The sequence below is a fragment of the Flavobacterium psychraerolatum genome (assembly GCF_025960985.1).
Classification (GTDB): Bacteria; Bacteroidota; Bacteroidia; order Flavobacteriales; family Flavobacteriaceae; genus Flavobacterium.
The window spans coordinates 12,199-30,648 of sequence record NZ_JAOQMX010000048.1 but is presented as its reverse complement, the minus strand read 5'-3'; the positions used below and the strand labels follow the sequence as shown (position 1 = coordinate 30,648).

Sequence of the window (18,450 nt, the reverse complement as noted above, 5' to 3'; positions counted from 1 at the left end):
AAGAGGTTATAGAAATTCAGGAAATTTCATAAAAATGGTGTATTATTTAGGAAATGCCTAAAAATGCAATTCCACTATTTTAAGCGAAGAGCCATTATTTATTTCTTAATAATGATAATAAGCTCATTTTTGACAAATTAAATTATATAAATGAATGAATAATTATCATTTATATTTAAAAAATAACTATCGTTAATTTTTTAGAAATAAGAAATTAAAGGGTAAATTGACCACTTTATTTATGTTAATTAACACATTTTAACAGAAATACACATATGTTGCCCCCATAAACTCATTTGTTTTACGGTGAAAGCTAAAGATTATGAATATTTGTAATCTTAACTTTAAACAACCAAACAATTATGAAAATCAATTTATTAATCAATTGGAAACTCAAAACCAAAATAATAACAATGTTGTTATTATTTTGTTTCGGAGTTATCCAAGCACAAAAAGTCCAAATGGTAACAGGAACAGTTACCGGGGAAGGTGGACCATTGCCAGGAGTAAGTGTACTTATAAAGGGTGGTGGTAATAAGAGTACAATTACTGATTTTGATGGGAAATATCAAATTCAAGCTAAAGAAACAGATGTATTAACCTTTAGTTACATCGGTTTTATTACACAAAGTGCAAAGCTAAACAGTAGAACTACTATTAATATTGATCTAAAAACAACAGTTAATGATCTAGATGAAATTGTTGTTATAGGCTACGGTACTCAAAAGAAAAAGGAGGTTACAGGTGCCGTTACAAAAGTTAGTGCGGAGGATTTGGTTAGACAAACTACTTCCGACTTGGGGAATGCGCTGCAAGGGCAAGTTGCTGGTTTAAACGTTGTTTCTAGTTCTGGTACTCCAGGATCACAATCAAATATTATCATTCGTGGTTTTAGTTCTGTTCTGGAAGGTCAAAATAAGCCATTATTTGTGGTAGATGGAATCCCTTTTGACGGAGATCCAGGATTGAGTAATAGTGAAATAGAATCTGTAGAAGTATTGAAAGATGTTTCTTCGGCATCAATTTACGGAGTACGTGCTGCAGGTGGAGTTATTTTAATCACTACTAAACAAGGAAAAAAAGGAACTATGGCTATCAGAGTAAATAGCGAATATGGTGTACAACATATCTTGTCAAAAAATCATTTTCTTACTCCTGAACAAGAGTCTTATGTGCAACTGATTCAAAATGAATCAGCTAATTCTGCTAATATAATGGGTGGTATTACTAACAATATTGAAAAAATAAAATCTCAATTATCAAATAACACTGATATTTCTAAAAATATTTTACAAAATAATGCCCCAATACAAAACCATAGTATAAATGTATCTGGTGGAAAAGAAGACCTAACTTACAGTCTTAATACGAGTTTGTTCAAACAAGATGGAGTTCTAATCAATTCAGGATTTACTCGTTTTAATATTCGATCAAATACCTCTTTTACTAAAGGCAATTGGAAAATTAATACTGGGGTAAGTTTTAGAAGAGATGAACAACAATTAGGAAATAATGGCTTGAATTTACAAATTTTACGCTACCACTCTTATCAACAATCATTAGATCCTAATGTGGAATTAGTGGATGGTGTTGATGACGGTATTGAAGGAGACAGGTTAGCTTCAGTTGCTAGAAATCTTCAAATTTCAGATAATAAAAATGGTAATAGTACTATTGGAAACATTCAAGCAGATTATAAAGTAAGTAAGAGTTTGAGTTTTACAGCTCGTGGAGGAGCTACTTATACTGACTTTAAAAGAATTAGAATTATACCCAAATTAAATGTATACAGAACTACTGGAGAGTTAGTTCCAGAAAATCCAATTTCTTCTAATACAACAACTAGTGATACCTATTCAAAGTTAACGGGTGAGTTTATTACTAATTATAAAAAATCTTTTGGAAAACATAATTTGAGTGTTGTATTGGTTGCATCGGCACAAGAAAGTGATTTTTCAAGTTTTTATGCCACAAAGCAACAAAATGCCAATCCCCTAATTACTACTTTAGATAATTATACTGGTAGTGCGATTGTTGGATCAAATAATAATGATTACACTTCTACACTTGTAGGATTATTAGCGAGAGTTCAGTATAACTATAAAGGGAAATACTTGTTCAGCTCTAGTATACGTAGAGATGCTTCTTCTCAATTTGCAGCAGGTAATCGTGTGGGTTACTTTCCATCAGTCTCTTTGGGTTGGAATGTATCTGACGAAGATTTCTGGAAAAGCATCAAAAATGTAGCTAATTCATTCAAATTTAGAGTCAGTTATGGTGAAACAGGTAATGACAGATTTAAATTTTCTGATTATACGTCTCAATCTACCGTTTCTCCTAGACAAGACTACTTCTTTGGTACAGAAGCGACACAATCACTTGCATATGGTACTTCGCAACTACATTATGCTAATGAGCAGGTGGGTTGGGAAACTTCGAAAGAAATTAACATCGGTTACGATTTAAGTTTCTTTAAAAATAAAGTTACATTGACTACTGATGTGTATCAAAGTAAAAAAGAGAATTTATTGTTTGGCATTGTCCTACCTCCATCATCGGGTGTTTCAGGATCTAACAGAGATGTTATTTTTAATATCGGAAGCATGAAAAATGTTGGGATTGAACATGCACTTAACTATAAATTCAATGCTAAAAGCGTTAAAATAAGCACAGGAATAACTTATACCAATAACAAGAATACCGTTACAAAAACACCTCCAGAGAATCCATTCATCAATTTAGATAATAGTTATATAAGTAACAGAGATACCAATACCGATTTGGTTACAGTAATTACACCTGGATATGTAGCTGGAGCCTATTTCTTACTGGATTCTTATGGAGTAATTAAAAACCAAGCAGAATTAGATGAATATAAAGCATTAGTACCCAATGCCAATGTTAAAATGGGGGATTTAAGATATGTAGATCAACCTACTATTGATACTAACAATGATGGTATTCCTGATAAAGGAGATGGGTATATCACCCAAGCAGATAGACGTTACTTTGGTAGTGCTTTACCAAAATTTGAGATGGGTTTTAATTTTTCATTAGATTACAAGAATTTTGATATGTCAATGCAATGGTATGGAGTTTACGGTTCAAAAGTATTAAATGGAACGAAAGCTTATGCGTATCAATCCTTAACACATCAAGATATTCTTTATTCTTGGAGCCCACAAAATACCAATACAGATATTCCAGCCAATAGAGGGGTTAAAACGGCAAGTTATAGAGGAAACTCAGATTACTATTTAGAGGATGGTTCTTATATTAGATTGAAAAATTTAACTTTTGGTTATTCAATTTCTAAAAAGAGACTTAGTCAAACTGCTTTTAGTAAAGTCCGTTTTTATATAACGGCACAAAATCCTTTTACATTAACCAAATATACTGGTTATGATCCTGAAGTTGGTAATAATGGTTTGAGTACAAGAGGATTGGATAGAGGTAACTACCCAACTGTTTCACAATTTAATGGTGGACTTCAACTTCAATTTTAAAGAAAAGAACTGATATACAAGTTTCATAAAAAATAGAAAACATGAAAAATATAAAAAATAGATTAATTATTTTACTTGGGATAGCATTAGTGCTAAACTCTTGTCAAGATGATTTTTTAGATCAAAAAAATCCCAATGCGCTTCCTACCAGTGAGTTTTGGAAAACTACTGCAGACCTTGAAGGTGGTCTTAATGCCGTTTATCATTCTTTTAAAGAGGAAGATTGCGTATATATGGGATTTGAGAATCAGAGAAGTGATATATCTTATCCTAGTTATTTAAGACCTTTATCAGGAATATTTGAATACTACGAACAACTGTTTAATAATACAAGTAAACTGCCTAATGATAAATGGGCTGCATTATATCAAGGAGTATTTAGAGCAAATCAAGTAATTGAAGCCTATGAAAGATTGCAAGGTACTTTTACTAGCGGATCGGATAGTGAGCTAGTTGCCTTAAGGATATATGCTGAAGCTAGAGGTTTAAGAGGTTGGTATTATTTTATGTTACACAATACATTCAATAAAGGCTCTGTGGTTCTTTTTGATTTTGTTCCAAAAGATAAAACTCAATATCAAAAATCATTGTCTTCTTCTGCAGAAGTACTGAAATTTTATAGAGATGATTTAGAATTTGCAAAAGAGAATCTCTTAAAAGTACCATTAATCGCTACAGCTCCTGCTGGGCGTATTAGCGCAGGTGCTTGTGATGCTATACTAGGGAAAAGTTATTTGTATGAAGGTAATTTTGGGGTAGCAGCTACCTATTTTAAAAGTGTAATGGATAATTATGATTATGCTTTAATGCCAAGTATTGGAAGTAATTTTACGACCAAAGATGAATTTAATAAAGAATCTATCTTGGAAGTTAATTATACTACAACATTGAAATCAGATCAAACAGATTCAGATCAATTACTTTCAAGTACTTTAGGACAACAAATAGGAGCAAGTGGATGGAGTGTTTCTTACCCTGCTAGCTGGTTAATTATGAAATACAAAAATGATCCAGTTGATATGCTAGATCCCAAAAATCTAGGGCTTACAGATGCATATGGAGTAGTGAAAAATAGACGCTTCAGTGAAAGAACATCTTATTCAGTTGCTCTTGTTGATGATACTAATCCAGATTTTGGATATTATGGTTTCAATACAACTGCCGAAATACCAAAATTTGCTAAACAGTGGATCGCTTACTGGAGAAAATATACAAACTGGGATATTCAAAACACAGATGAGACCAAGACGTCATCAGGAATTATAGCAAGATCGGGCGTTAATGTACGTTTGATTCGGTTAGCAGATGTGTATTTAATGTATGCCGAATGTATGATTGAAACTGGTAATTTACCAGAGGCTAGAAAATTCATTAATAAGGTTAGAAAACGTTCTCATGTAGTTCTTATTGGTAATGCATCAAGTACAGAAAATGCGGAATTTAATGATGGAAAAACTTCTTTTGATGAATTGACGTATAACAAATCGGAACTTACAGAACATTTAAGATATACTGAAAGACCATTAGAATTAGCTTTTGAAGGAGGTGACATTCGATTAATTGACCTAAGACGTTGGGGAGTAACTAAAGAAAGGTTTCAATATCTTTCAACCCTTAGATATGATCAATATAACCTGATTGCAAATGGAAATGGTAAGAACCCTATTCGTTACAGATGCGTTATTTATAATACAGGAGATATACCAGATGCTAATGTTTCAGGTGCTAGAATAGCCGAACCAGATCTTAATGAATTTGCCGCAGCGGCTCAAAATTATGATGCAGAAAGAAATGGTTATTTACCAATTCCGCTCTCGGAAATTAATTCCAATTCAAATCTTTATAAATAAGAATTGTTTTAAAAAAATGTTTAAATAAAACAAAAAAACATGAAAAAAATAGTAAATATAGTAGTTCCAATGTTGCTTGTTTTCTTTGCAATAGGCTGCGGTAATCAAGATTATATTATACCAAGTTCATTCTCTGATGCTGGATTTTACAGCACATATGGTAAGAGTGAGTATAAAAGTGCTGTAGTAGGTTCATACTCTACTTTTCAAGATGTGTCACAAGGAGCAATATACCATACTTGGGAAATTGAAGAGGGAAATGAATTCTTGAAAGGGCCTATACCACAGAATGCAAAAACATATGAGAATCTAATAGAAACTCCAGGTAAAACACTGACAGAGGATAAAACAATAAATGTATTGTTCAAAAAAGGAAATATTACTTCAAAAGTTAAAATGTTTGATGTTTTTAATGAGCCAGTAACTTTTAGAAGAGGTCCAGCTCCCTCATATGCTAATAATCCTGGCGGTGATGTGGTTGCTGTATTACAAACAGAAGGTCCATGGGTAGGCAAATATGTTCTTGAACTAGACATTATTGTTGATGTATTTGACACGGTAGTTCCAGATTTGAGTATCAGTCAAAATGGTACTGCTTTAGATTATAAACAAGCAGGATCTTTTATTGATTTGAAAGCTGGTGATAAATTAGACTTTAAAGATTTAAGTGCTTTAGTTCCTAATACTTCTCGCCCTACGGGACGTGGTTGGAAAATAACCAATATTGATACAGGAGTAGTAATTGTAAGTTCGACACTAGAAGCACCTTCAATAATTTTTAAAAAATTAGGGACTTTCAAAGCTACATTGACTGCTTCAAGAGCTTCATCCGAAAATATACCTGGAAGCACAACTCTATACGAAATTCCATTACAATTTAGAGTAGGTCCATCTGATCAACCATTTATTCAAACTGGAAGTATAAAAACACTTTTAGATGGAACTATTCAAGTTCCCCTAAATGCTGATATTGAACCTGGTTTTGCAGATCAAAAAAGTTTCTTTACTGTCAAAGTAAATGGAACCACTCTCCCGATTAATACAGTAGTCCAAAACGCAACTAACGAATCAACTTTGGATATTAAAGTAAGTGGGAAACTATACCCCGCAGATGTAGTAACAATATCTTATGCGGGTGGTGGGATTAAGTCATCAGATGATAGAAATTTAACTGCGTTTACAGATAAACCGGTAAATAACTATGATCCTAACTTATTAGGAACAGACGTAGGAGGTTTTGAAGATGTTTTTGGAAATACTTGGATTGCAAATGGTAATAATACTGGTACAATCTCTTATTCTACAGAACAGAAATTGGGAGGTTTAACAAGTTTAAAAGCGGTAGCAACAGGATCCCAAAGAGCACGATTTGCATCTTCAGGTGCAGGAGTTTCTAAAGTATTTAATTTAATAGGCGGTACAACTTATACTGTGAAATATAGCCGTTATGTAAAATCAGGAACAGTAGCTACTGGTGATAAAATTTACCTAATAACGCCACAAACACAGATAAATAGTACGACCCAAAGTTTTGATCTTGTAAATGATATTAACCAATGGAAAACGTATGAGTTTGATTTTACACCTACAGATAACTTGAGTGGACAATCATTTTATATACAACTCAATCCGGGTGAAGCAGTAGTGTATTATGATAATTTCTACATTGCTCCAAAATCTGTAAGGCCATAAAAACGTAATACTATTATAAAAATAGATTTAATATAGACATAGTATTAAATTAATATCATAAAGCCATCTAAATCAGTGTTTTGATTTAGGTGGCTTTGTTTTTTGGCTTTCGTTTTTAGTAAATTAAGAGATTTAAAGTTATTTTTATTTTCTAAATTAAACAGATTTGTTACTAAAAAAAAAACATATGTTCAAGTTCATCTGCACTATTATGTCGAATTTTATCCTAACAAATTATATAATATCCATTTGATTATGAAAATTAAAAAACTAGTTACTTTCACTGTTATAACCTTTTCGGTTTTCAGTACTCAAAGTATTTATTCTCAAAAGAAGACGACTACCCAAAAACCAAACATCATCTACATCATGTCTGATGATCATACTACACAAGGATTTGGTATTTATGGCAGCCGATTGGCAAAATTAAATCCAACACCAACCTTGGATAAAATCGCCAATGAAGGAATTATATTTGATAATTGCTATGTAAACAATTCTATTTGTACCCCAAGTAGAGCTTCCATTATTTCGGGACAATACAGCCAGACCAATGGTGTTCTTGATCTTGAAGGTGTATTACCAATGGATAAACAATATTTACCTATCGAATTGAAAAAGTTAGGCTACCAAACAGCATTAATTGGGAAGTGGCATTTGCATGATCAACCCAATTTTGATTATTACAACGTATTGACCCAGCACGGAGGACAAGGGTCTTATTTTGATCCCTATTTAACAGAATCTGGGACACCGTATGCAAATCCAGATGCAGGGGATAAAATTGGGAAACAATACAAAGGACATAGCTCTGATGTTATTACAGATATTTCTATCAATTGGTTAAAAAATAAAAGAGATAAAAATAAACCATTTGTATTATTTCATCAATTCAAAGCACCACATGATGATTTTGAATATGCACCACGTTACAAAGAATATCTAGAAGATACTGAAATTCCAGAACCAGCAAGTTTATATTTTAATGGAAATAATGGTTCTATTGCAACCCGAGGGATTAATGATTCTCTTATTCATATAATTGGATCATCTGTATCAAAACGAAATACTATTCGTAATATAGGGATGCGTTTATGGGCCAAAAGTTCTGTAAAAAATTCGGATCCAGATTTTGATCCAAGCAAAAAAATTCACCCAGGTATGACCGATAATGAGTACACTCATGCGACTTATCAAGAATATATAAAACGTTATTTGCGTTGTGTAAAAGGAGTAGACGATAATGTGGCTCGATTAATAGCGTTCTTAAAAAAAGAAGGTCTCTATGAAAATACAATCATTGTGTACACAGGCGATCAAGGGTTTATGTTAGGAGAACATGATTATATTGACAAAAGATGGATGTATGAAGAATCCATGCGTATGCCTTTTTTTGTACGTTACCCCGAAAAAATTAAAGCGGGTCAACGTACCAACGCAATCATCAATAATACCGATTTTGCGCCAACGCTTATAGAATTGGCTGGAGGAAAAGCACCAAAGCAAATGCAAGGACACAGTTTTAAAACAATTCTTGAAACGGGTAAAGAACCTGCAGGATGGCAACAATCAACCTATTACAGATATTGGATGCACATGGCGCATGCTCATGCTAATCCAGCTCATTTTGGTCTTCGTACTAAAAAATACAAACTGATCTTTTTTTACGGAAAATATTGGGTAGATACCAAAGATCCAAAAGCCGAATGGAACAAAGCAAGTTGGGGTAATCGCTTTGAATATGATACACCTCCAGCTTGGGAATTCTATGATTTATCCAAAGATCCTCAAGAGATGAACAATGCTTATAGTGACCCTGCATATAAAGAAATTATTGCCGATCTTAAATTGCAATTGATTGCCAAAAGAAAAGAATTAAATGAAGAAGATGGAGCGAAATTCCCTCATATTCAAAAAGTAATCGACCAACATTGGAATGACTAATCTTAATAGAACTATGAAACCATTATTCAAAATAACTGCTTGTGCCTTACTATTCTTTTCGATACAAATAAATTGTCAGATTACGAATGAAAATTACAAATCCAACCAAACGATTACTTTGCCAAAATGGGAAGTACTAGATATTTCAATTCCTGTAAAAACGAGCATCAAGTCACCATTTACAGCTCGTTTTGGTGCTATGTTTGAACATGAAAGCGGAACTAAACAAGAAGTTTTAGGCTTTTATAATGGCAATAATGAATGGGTAATTCGTTTTTCAAGTTCCTTAGAAGGGGAGTGGACCTATGTGACTTTTGCAGATGATAAAACATTGGAAAATAAAAAAGGAAAAGTAGTAATTACCAAAAATAAAGCAGACAATCATGGTAGTATTGTGATTAATAAAGACAAACCACAAAACTTTTTCTACCAAGACGGAACTCCTTATTTCTTGTTGGCATTTGAGTGTGATTGGTTGTTTGCTTTGGACTATAAAAATGAGAAAGCAATCCCAAAATCAAATCATTTATTAAATCTTATCAAAGAAAATGGGTTCAACCAAGTAGTGATGAATGTCTTCTCTTATGATGTAAGTTGGAAAAAAGATCCAAAATTAAAATTGCATCCTGAACATGAATTTGGAGGACCTCAAGATAGCTATCCTTTTTTGGGCAATAATAAAAAACCCGATTTCAGCGCATTAAATCCTGAGTTTTTTAAAAAATTAGACCGAACAATTAGTTTGATGCATGACAAAAGAATTGCGTCACATTTAATGATTTATGTTTGGAACAAAATGGTAAACTGGCCAGACATGAATACGGATGCTGATAATATGTATTTTGATTATGTGATCAAAAGATACCAAGCCTTTCCGAATGTGGTATGGGATATTTCCAAAGAAGCACTTTTTTATGGACGTGCGGATGAAAAGTATATCAATGATCGAATTGTAAGAGCTAGAAGTAACGACAAGTTCAACAGACTATTATCGGTTCATGATTTTAAATTTTGCTCGAAATACCCAGAAAATGTAGATTTTATCTCGACACAAGATTGGTCAGATAATTTGTATAACAAAATGCTAGAGGCAAAAAGCAAGTTCAAAAAACCAGTTTTTAATATTGAACATGGCGGATATGAAGAGTCTCCTTATGAAGTTTTTACGGGTGATTATGTAAATGCTGAACATTGTTTACGACGCAATTATATGTGCCTATTTGCGGGAGTATACACTACATACTATTGGCAAGGAACGTCATGGAATGCTATAATTTACAATCCATATGAGCAGCCTGCTGATTTTATTAAACCTCATTTTGAATACTTCAAACACATGGAAAAATTATTTACCATGGTTGATTTCGGTAAAATGAAAGCGACTCCTCAAAAAAACGGATCAGCTTATAATTTAACTTCAGAGGATGGAAGTATCACTTTAATGTATGTCAACAAAGAAAACTACGGCTTTAATGCTTGGCACTTAAAACCAGAACACGGTGATCGTACGATGCAATGGTTTAATGTGATTACTGGAGAATTAACTCCAGTAACACAGAATATAAAGGGTGAGAAATTTAGATCTCCTTGGTCTGGTACCGCAGATTCTATTCTAATTTCAAAATTAATAGCCAAAAAAGTCTAGTTAAAACTGTACAGAATCATTTAAGATATGATTTTGCACATACGTAGCAGTTAGATTAGCCTTAGAAATGCAATTTTGCTGAGTAATAAAACAAAATCAATTAATTCTGAACCAAGATGAATTTAAAAAAACTCAACTTAATGATTCCAATAGCAGCTGTGCTGCTTATTGCATCATGTAAATCTACCCAGACGGGTTCCTCAAATCTAGCTGTTAATGGCAAACCCAAGTACGAAGCCAATTGGGCATCTATTAAAGCGAACTACAAAGATCCAGCATGGTTTAACAAAGCCAAATTTGGAATCTTTATTCACTGGGGAGCGTATTCTGTTCCTGAGTATGGGTCCGAATGGTATCCACGTAATATGTACATGGACTCAATAAAATTTTCGGCACAATTGAAACCAGATTTGAAAGGACCTGCAAAAGAATACTTTCATCATAAAGAAGTATGGGGTGACCAAAAAACATTTGGTTACAAAGATTTTATTCCAATGTTTAAAGGTGAAAAATTCAATGCAAAAGAATGGATTGATTTGTTTAAAAAAGCAGGAGCCAAATATGTAATTCCTGTGGCTGAACACCATGATGGTTTTGCTATGTACAAATCGACTGTTACCAGATGGAATGCAGTTGATATGGGACCAAAGAGAGACATCTTAGGAGAATTATTCAAAGCAGGACGTGAGGAAGGACTGATTATGGGTACGTCTTCTCACTTTGCTTTCAACTGGTCTTTCTACAACAAGAAAGATAAATTTGATACTACAGACCCTCAATTTTCTGATTTATATTCGAAAAAAGGAAAAGATATCAACCAACCACCAACAGCTGAATTTAAAGATTTGTGGTGGAGACGTACTAAGGAAATAATCGATGTATACAAACCAGACATTCTATGGTTTGATTTTATGCTAGATATTCCAGAATTTGCTGATCAAAGACCAAAATTAGCAGCTTATTATTACAATAAAGGAATCGAATGGGGTAAAGAAGTTGTTTTGCAAGACAAAAACTTTTCGCATGAAGCTTTCCCTGAAGGTACAGTGGTTTATGACCTTGAAAGAGGAAAACTACCAGGAATTAGAAAACTGCCTTGGCAAACAGATACTTCAATCGGAAAAAATTCTTGGAGTTATGTAAGCAACTGGGAGTCTAAAACGGCTAACGAAATTGTAGATGATTTAGTTGATATTATTTCGAAAAATGGTTGTTTGTTATTGAATGTGGGACCAAAATCTGACGGTACGATTCCACAAGACCAAAAAGATATTTTACTTCAAATCGGAAGTTGGTTGGATATGAACGGAGAAGCTGTTTATGACACTCATTACTGGAAAACGTTCGGAGAAGGACCAACAGAAGTTAAAAAAGGACACCACTCTGAAGGAAATAACAAAGAATTGTCATCAAAAGATATTCGTTTTACCGAAAAAGACAATAAGCTTTATGCTATTGTTCTAGATTGGCCAGCTGATGGGTATGTAAACATTGAAACATTGGCAAAAAATGCAACCTATGCAAAAGATTTAAAAATAAAAAAAATCAGTGTATTAGGAAGTAAAGAAAAAATAGAATGGAGTCAAACAGATTCTGGCTTGAAAGTAAAAATGCCAACAGTGAAACCAGGTGATTTTGCTTATACGATTGCTATTACACATTAATTATTAAATATTGGATAGCAAAAGCACATTTTGATAAATGTGCTTTTGCTGTTTCTTGTCATTTCAAGACTATTAACAAACACAATCAACTATGAAGCGTTACTCAAAACCATTAATAAACATTGTTGCAGTATGTGCATTATTCATTGCAAATGGTATAAATGCTCAAAATAATCAATCAAATGTACTTTCTACTAAATTCAAATGGGAAAATACAAATCTTTCAAATCAGGAACGGATTGATGCTTTAGTAAATACGATGACATTAGAAGAAAAAGTTTCTCAGATGCTAGATATCTGCCCTGCAATTCCTCGCTTAGGAATCCCAGAATACAACTGGTGGAATGAAGCTTTACATGGAATAGCAAGGAATGGTAGAGCAACCGTTTTTCCGCAAGCCATTGGTTTAGGAGCTACTTTTGATCCAAGTTTGGTGCAACGTGTTGCCAGTGCCATTTCTGACGAAGCTAGAGCTAAATACAATGAAGCGATTAAAATAGGTAATCGTAGCCGTTATGCAGGGTTGACTTTTTGGTCTCCCAATGTTAATATTTTTAGAGATCCACGTTGGGGTCGCGGTCAAGAAACTTACGGAGAAGATCCCTATTTGACGAGCCGTATTGGTGTTTCATTTGTAAAAGGACTTCAAGGAGATGATCCAAAATATATGAAAGCTGCCGCATGCGCCAAACATTATGCAGTGCATTCAGGTCCTGAGGAATCGAGACATGAATTTAATGCCGTAGTGTCCAAGAAAGATTTATTCGAAACCTATTTACCCGCTTTCAAAGCCTTAGTGCAGGAAGCAAAAGTCGAAGGTGTAATGGGGGCTTACAATAGAACGTTAGGCGAAGCTTGTTCTGGTAGTCCGTATTTATTGCAGGAAATTCTAAAAAAAGAATGGGGTTTCAAAGGATACATTGTTTCTGATTGTGGTGCCATTCAAGATTTTCATCAGTTTCATAAAATCACAAAAACACCTGAAGAGTCAGCTGCTTTGGCTTTGATTAACGGTACCAATATCAATTGCGGAAATGTATATAAAGTCTTAAAGAGCGCGCTGAATCAAGGTTTGGTAACACAAGAATTGATTGATATTCGGTTGAAAGAAAGCTTAGCTACCCGTTTCAAATTAGGAATGTTTGATCCTATTGGTAGTAATCCTTATGATAAAATAGATGCCTCGATAGTCGATTCTGAGCCACATCGAAAACTAGCTCGTGAAGCTGCTCAAAAGTCAATTGTACTATTGAAAAATAGTAATAACATCTTGCCAATTAACAAAAAAACGAGAACGGTTTATGTCGTTGGACCAAACGCCTCTAGCGAAGAGGTTTTGCTCGGAAATTATTATGGGGTATCAAGCAGTACCCAAACCATTTTGGACGGAATAGTTGGTAAAGTGAGCCCAGGAACGAGCATCAATTATAAAATGGGAGTCATGCCTTTTTCGAAAAATAACAATCCAATTGATTGGTCAACTGGTGAAGCTAAAAAATCAGATGTCTGTATTGCAGTAATGGGAATTTCAGGATTATTGGAAGGGGAAGAAGGAGAGGCTATTGCATCAGATGACAAAGGAGATAAAAAATCATTGCGTTTGCCTCAAAACCAAATTGATTACTTAAAAAAATTAAAGAAAGGAAGTAAGAAACCGTTGGTATTGGTATTAACAGGTGGTAGCCCGATTGCTATTCCAGAAATTCATGACATTGCCGATGCTATTTTGTTTGTGTGGTATCCAGGCGAAGAAGGCGGAAATGCTGTAGCCGATGTTTTGTTTGGAGACGTTGCGCCTTCAGGAAAACTACCCATCACTTTCCCGAAATCAGAAATGCAATTACCCGCTTTTGACGATTACAATATGGCTGGACGTACGTATAAATACATGACCGAAGAGCCATTGTATCCATTTGGATTTGGATTATCTTATACTACTTTCGAATATAAAAATCTTAAAATTAATAAAGATTTTACCGTAACTGTTGAGGTTAGCAATACCGGAAAAACAGATTCTGAAGAGGTGATTCAATTGTACATAAGTTCGCCATTGGCAGGAAAAGGAGATCCTATTTATGATTTAAAATCCTTTAAAAGAGCCCTTTTGAAAGCAGGCGAAACCAAAACAGTGACCTTCGCTTTAAACAAAAGCACATTTAACCAAGTTGATCAAAACGGAAAATCAATGGTGCGAAAAGGCAATTATTCTTTGTATGTAGGAGGTTGTTTACCTTCGCAACGAAGTATTGATTTAGGGGCGAATCCATGTATAAAAACGAATGTAAAAATATAATTATGTTCCATATAATTAATAAATATGTACTTGTACTGCTAACAATAAGCAGTTTTTTGATTTATAGTTGTAAAACAGCCAATAAAACAAATGCTAGTGCAAGCAAGGTTACTGACAGTAAATCTATTTTAATATTCTCAAAAACCGCTGGATTTAGACATACCTCTATTCCAAAAGGGATTGCTGCTTTGCAAAAAATGGATGAGGAGCAAGGTTGGAAAATGCAGTTTAGCGAAGACGCCAATTTATTTACTCCAGAGACGCTTTCAAATTTCCAAATGGTCCTGTTCTTAAACACCACTGGAGATATTTTGAATAGTGAACAAGAGAAAGCTTTTGAGAAATTCATCAATAACGGCGGTAGTTTTGTGGGCGTTCATGCCGCTACAGATACTGAGTACGAATGGCCTTTTTATGCCGAAATGATTGGAGCACAGTTTTTATCACACCCTAAACAACAAAAAGTAGTTGTCAATAAAAACGCCAATAATCCGCATCCTGCAACGACACATTATCCTGCTAGTTTTGAGATGTTTGATGAATGGTATAATTTTAAAAAACCAGTTGGTGCCCATGTAAATGTGTTATTATCTGCTGACGAAAACAGTTATAAAGGTGGTACTATGGGAACTTCGCATCCTATTTCGTGGTACCATACTTACGAGGGTGGTCGTATTTTTTATACAGCGATGGGACATACAGATGAATCGTATGTAGATCCTAATTTTTTAAAACATTTGCAAGAAGGAATCCGTTGGGCTTTGGGCGAAACTAATGTTGTGATTGCACAAGGTGGAGAAAATTTACTAGAACCAACATTAGCGAAATGGGACGTTTGGATGGGAGCTGTACATCCATCGGTAGATATTGATTTTGAAAAATCAGAAAATGTAAACACAGGAAAACCAATGGGCTTGAACAATGATCCCAAAAAAGTATTTTCTATAATTCAAGAAAATGGCGAAAATATATTAAAAGTTTCGGGTGAAATTTATGGAGGTTTGACTACCAAAAATGATTACGGTGATTATCATTTGACAACCCAATTCAAATGGGGCGATAAGAAATGGGAACCTCGTTTGAAAGACAAAAAAGACAGTGGAATTTTGTACCACGCCAAAGGTCCTCATGGAACATTTTGGAAGGTGTGGATGCATAGTTTAGAATACCAAGTGCAAGATGGAGATTGTGGCGATTTTATCGCTTTGGGACAAGTATATGGAGATGTTCCTGCAGACGAAAAAGTAAATGCTAACGGTAAATCGAATTTCATTTACAATCCAAAAGGAAAAAACACTCCTATAAAGTACGCTCCAAACTATAAATCTGGTAGAACTACAAAATCAGAGAATTATGAGAATCCAGCTGGAGAATGGAACACACTCGAAATTTATTGTTTAGGGACTCAAAGTATCCATTTGGTAAACGGTCATGTAGTCAACCGAGTGAACAACGCACGCTATGATGTGGGCGGAAAAACGATTCCGGCAGATAAAGGTAAAATTCAAATTCAATCGGAAGCAGCAGAAGTGTATTATAAAAATATGCGAATCGAACCGATAACGAAGTTTCCTTCCAAGTTGAAAAATTTCTAATATTTGAAAATAAAATGTTATGACTATTTGTTATTAGGTCTTTAATTATAAAAGGTACGCAGATTTTTTAGAGATTTCCGCATAAAAATCAGTATTGATCTGCTTAAACCTATAGAATCTGCGTGCCAATTTTTTTAGTATTCAAAGTGGACAGTCATATAAAACTACATTAAAACATAGCAGCCTAAGTACAGCCAAGTACTTAGGCTGTTTTTTTTTACTTTATTTTCGAAAGTGCCTTGGAGGAACTTAGATGGAACAGCCAATAAAACCATTAGTTATAGAGTCTTGAACATATGTTCATCGGCAAAATTCACGATTCATTTAAATTTGTTAGGTAAACAACCACCATCAACTAACCAACCAAAATGATTTCGAAAAACAAACTACTTCATCCTATTTGCGGTCTTTGCGAATTTAAGCGCTACGACTTGTTATAATTATTCTTACGTACAACAAGCACCATAGATTTAAACCAGGAGTTTATTTCTTAGTCTTAGAAACAGAAAAGGCTTTTCAAAAAATTAAAGTAATAAAACAATAAATCTGTAATGAAAATCATTTTATCATTAGTACTTGCTGTATCGACAGTTACAGGTTTTGCCCAAAAAAGCAATACCCAAAAACCCAATATTATTCTATTGTTCGCTGATGATATTAGCGCCAGAGAATTACCTATTTATAAGTCGGATGTTTGGAGTCCACCATCTGGTGGTAATAGTACAGATCTACAGTACAGAGCAAGCACTCCAGTACTAGACAAAATGGCCAATGAAGGTTGTTATATTTCATCTGCATGGGCCGCTGTTGTTTGTTCGCCTAGTCGTGCCATGATGATGACGGGTCGCTACGCACACTTACATAAGTGGTGGGACAACAAGCATATCGGAAAGTTTACCAACGAAAAAGGAAAGTTAACTACCTATAATTTATATTCTAGCTCCGCAAATACCATCGGGACTATCGCCAAAAAAGGAGGATATGCTTCTATGTGGGCTGGGAAATCACAGATGCGAAATGCCGAAATCGAAAAATTTGATTTTGATGAAGGTGTTTTCACTCCCGGAGAAAGTACTTCTTTGAACACCGAAAATCCGTTTACCGATTTTGAATTGGCAGAGCAAAAAATTGATGGCAAAAAAACATTAATCAATAGAAATAATGGACAAGCTGTTTCTTCTTACGCTCAATCTAGTTGGTACTGGAGACCGCACGTAATGTTGATGAACCAACCCAAGTCGAAAGAAAAGTTTCAATGGTGGCCAAATACTGCCGAATCCAAAAAACAATACGGCAACAGTACGTATGGTCCAGATGTAGAATTGGATTTCGTTCTGGATTTTATGGAACGAAAAACCAAAGAGAACAAACCATTCTTTGTTTACCATACCTCACACTTAGGACATGATGCGATGGACTTTTTGAATCCATCAGAAAAAAACAAATGGCCGGGAACACCAATCGTACAATGGGACGGAACCAAATACAACAGAACACAACCAAATGTAACAGGTGAAAAAGGTATTTATGATACGCACGGAACAGTAACTGGTCCTGGAATTCATAATCACGTCAATTATTTGGACTACCAAGTTTCTTTGTATTTGAAAAAAATGAAGGAGTTAAAAATCGAAAACAATACCATTTTTATATTCTGCGCAGACAATGGAACGAGTGGATATGGAAAAAACAGTCCTGATGTTCAAAAAGGATGTCATGTGCCCTTTATCGTCTATGCACCAGGTATGAAAATGACCAAAAAAGGGAAGCAGGAAGTTTTGGTAAATATTTCAGATGTGCTACCAACAATTGCCGAGATTACAGGCGTAACATTACCAAAAGATTACGAAATCAATGGTGAAAGTTTAATCCCTTTTTTAACAACTAACAAAAAAACGCACCGCGATTGGTTGTACGCTTACAGTGGACCAATGCAGTTAATTAGGGGAAATACAGTGCTTAAAGACGGACGAAATAAATGGTATGATGTATCGAAAAACTCAACCGACTTAATCAGTTTTCCACAAATTACCGATTGGTCGAAATCCACTCCCGAACAAAAGCAAGAAAAAGCAAAATTGGAGTCCATTTTACCTCGTTTTAACAAATTTGCTGAAGCTCCAAACGGGCCTATGTCAGCAAAAGATCAATTAAAAATTGACGAAATGGAAAAAAATAGCGCCGCCAAAAAAGGACCTAAGAAAGGCAATAAGAAAAATAAAGAGGATGGTGGCGAAGAGTAATATCTAGTCAACAACCCA

Annotated in this window: 9 protein-coding genes; all 9 read left to right on the top strand. The window is 34.4% G+C overall.

The window, feature by feature from the left end; translation table 11 throughout:
- The first annotated feature begins 362 nt into the window (after positions 1-362).
- The 9 genes from M2326_RS15005 to M2326_RS14965 all read left to right on the top strand — a co-directional run bounded on the left by M2326_RS15005 (position 363) and on the right by M2326_RS14965 (position 18,432).
- Positions 363-3,506, top strand: coding sequence for a SusC/RagA family TonB-linked outer membrane protein (locus M2326_RS15005; RefSeq protein WP_264620360.1), 3,144 nt, complete (start codon positions 363-365; stop codon positions 3,504-3,506).
- A gap of 41 nt (positions 3,507-3,547) precedes the next feature.
- Positions 3,548-5,356, top strand: coding sequence for a RagB/SusD family nutrient uptake outer membrane protein (locus M2326_RS15000; RefSeq protein ID WP_264620359.1), 1,809 nt, complete (start codon positions 3,548-3,550; stop codon positions 5,354-5,356).
- A gap of 39 nt (positions 5,357-5,395) precedes the next feature.
- The gene (locus tag M2326_RS14995) at positions 5,396-7,048 is read left to right on the top strand and encodes a carbohydrate binding domain-containing protein (RefSeq protein ID WP_264620358.1); all 1,653 of its coding nucleotides are present in this window, start codon (positions 5,396-5,398) and stop codon (positions 7,046-7,048) included.
- 255 nt (positions 7,049-7,303) lie between these two features.
- Positions 7,304-8,992 carry a sulfatase family protein gene (locus M2326_RS14990; protein ID WP_264620357.1) on the top strand — a complete coding sequence of 563 codons (1,689 nt, stop codon included), beginning with the start codon at positions 7,304-7,306 and terminating at the stop codon, positions 8,990-8,992.
- A 13-nt stretch (positions 8,993-9,005) separates the two neighbouring features.
- Positions 9,006-10,637, top strand: coding sequence for a DUF5060 domain-containing protein (locus M2326_RS14985; RefSeq protein WP_264620356.1), 1,632 nt, complete (start codon positions 9,006-9,008; stop codon positions 10,635-10,637).
- Positions 10,638-10,777: 140 nt separating this feature from the next.
- Positions 10,778-12,301 (top strand): alpha-L-fucosidase, encoded by a 1,524-nt coding sequence (locus M2326_RS14980; RefSeq protein ID WP_264620355.1) that lies wholly within the window; start codon positions 10,778-10,780, stop codon positions 12,299-12,301.
- A gap of 91 nt (positions 12,302-12,392) precedes the next feature.
- Positions 12,393-14,594 (top strand): glycoside hydrolase family 3 C-terminal domain-containing protein, encoded by a 2,202-nt coding sequence (locus M2326_RS14975; RefSeq protein WP_264620354.1) that lies wholly within the window; start codon positions 12,393-12,395, stop codon positions 14,592-14,594.
- 2 nt (positions 14,595-14,596) lie between these two features.
- Positions 14,597-16,189 (top strand): ThuA domain-containing protein, encoded by a 1,593-nt coding sequence (locus M2326_RS14970; protein WP_264620353.1) that lies wholly within the window; start codon positions 14,597-14,599, stop codon positions 16,187-16,189.
- A gap of 551 nt (positions 16,190-16,740) precedes the next feature.
- The gene (locus M2326_RS14965; RefSeq protein WP_264620352.1) at positions 16,741-18,432 is read left to right on the top strand and encodes a sulfatase-like hydrolase/transferase; all 1,692 of its coding nucleotides are present in this window, start codon (positions 16,741-16,743) and stop codon (positions 18,430-18,432) included.
- Positions 18,433-18,450: the final 18 nt, after the last annotated feature.

What these genes read in the sequence shown, in the direction of transcription:
- M2326_RS14980 (WP_264620355.1), top strand. Translation starts at nt 10,778, where the DNA reads ATGATTCCAATAGCAGCTGTGCTGCTTATTGCATCATGTAAATCTACC.
- M2326_RS14985 (WP_264620356.1), top strand. Translation starts at nt 9,006, where the DNA reads ATGAAACCATTATTCAAAATAACTGCTTGTGCCTTACTATTCTTTTCG.
- M2326_RS15005 (WP_264620360.1), top strand. Translation starts at nt 363, where the DNA reads ATGAAAATCAATTTATTAATCAATTGGAAACTCAAAACCAAAATAATA.
- M2326_RS14975 (WP_264620354.1), top strand. Translation starts at nt 12,393, where the DNA reads ATGAAGCGTTACTCAAAACCATTAATAAACATTGTTGCAGTATGTGCA.
- M2326_RS15000 (WP_264620359.1), top strand. Translation starts at nt 3,548, where the DNA reads ATGAAAAATATAAAAAATAGATTAATTATTTTACTTGGGATAGCATTA.
- M2326_RS14970 (WP_264620353.1), top strand. Translation starts at nt 14,597, where the DNA reads ATGTTCCATATAATTAATAAATATGTACTTGTACTGCTAACAATAAGC.
- M2326_RS14990 (WP_264620357.1), top strand. Translation starts at nt 7,304, where the DNA reads ATGAAAATTAAAAAACTAGTTACTTTCACTGTTATAACCTTTTCGGTT.
- M2326_RS14965 (WP_264620352.1), top strand. Translation starts at nt 16,741, where the DNA reads ATGAAAATCATTTTATCATTAGTACTTGCTGTATCGACAGTTACAGGT.
- M2326_RS14995 (WP_264620358.1), top strand. Translation starts at nt 5,396, where the DNA reads ATGAAAAAAATAGTAAATATAGTAGTTCCAATGTTGCTTGTTTTCTTT.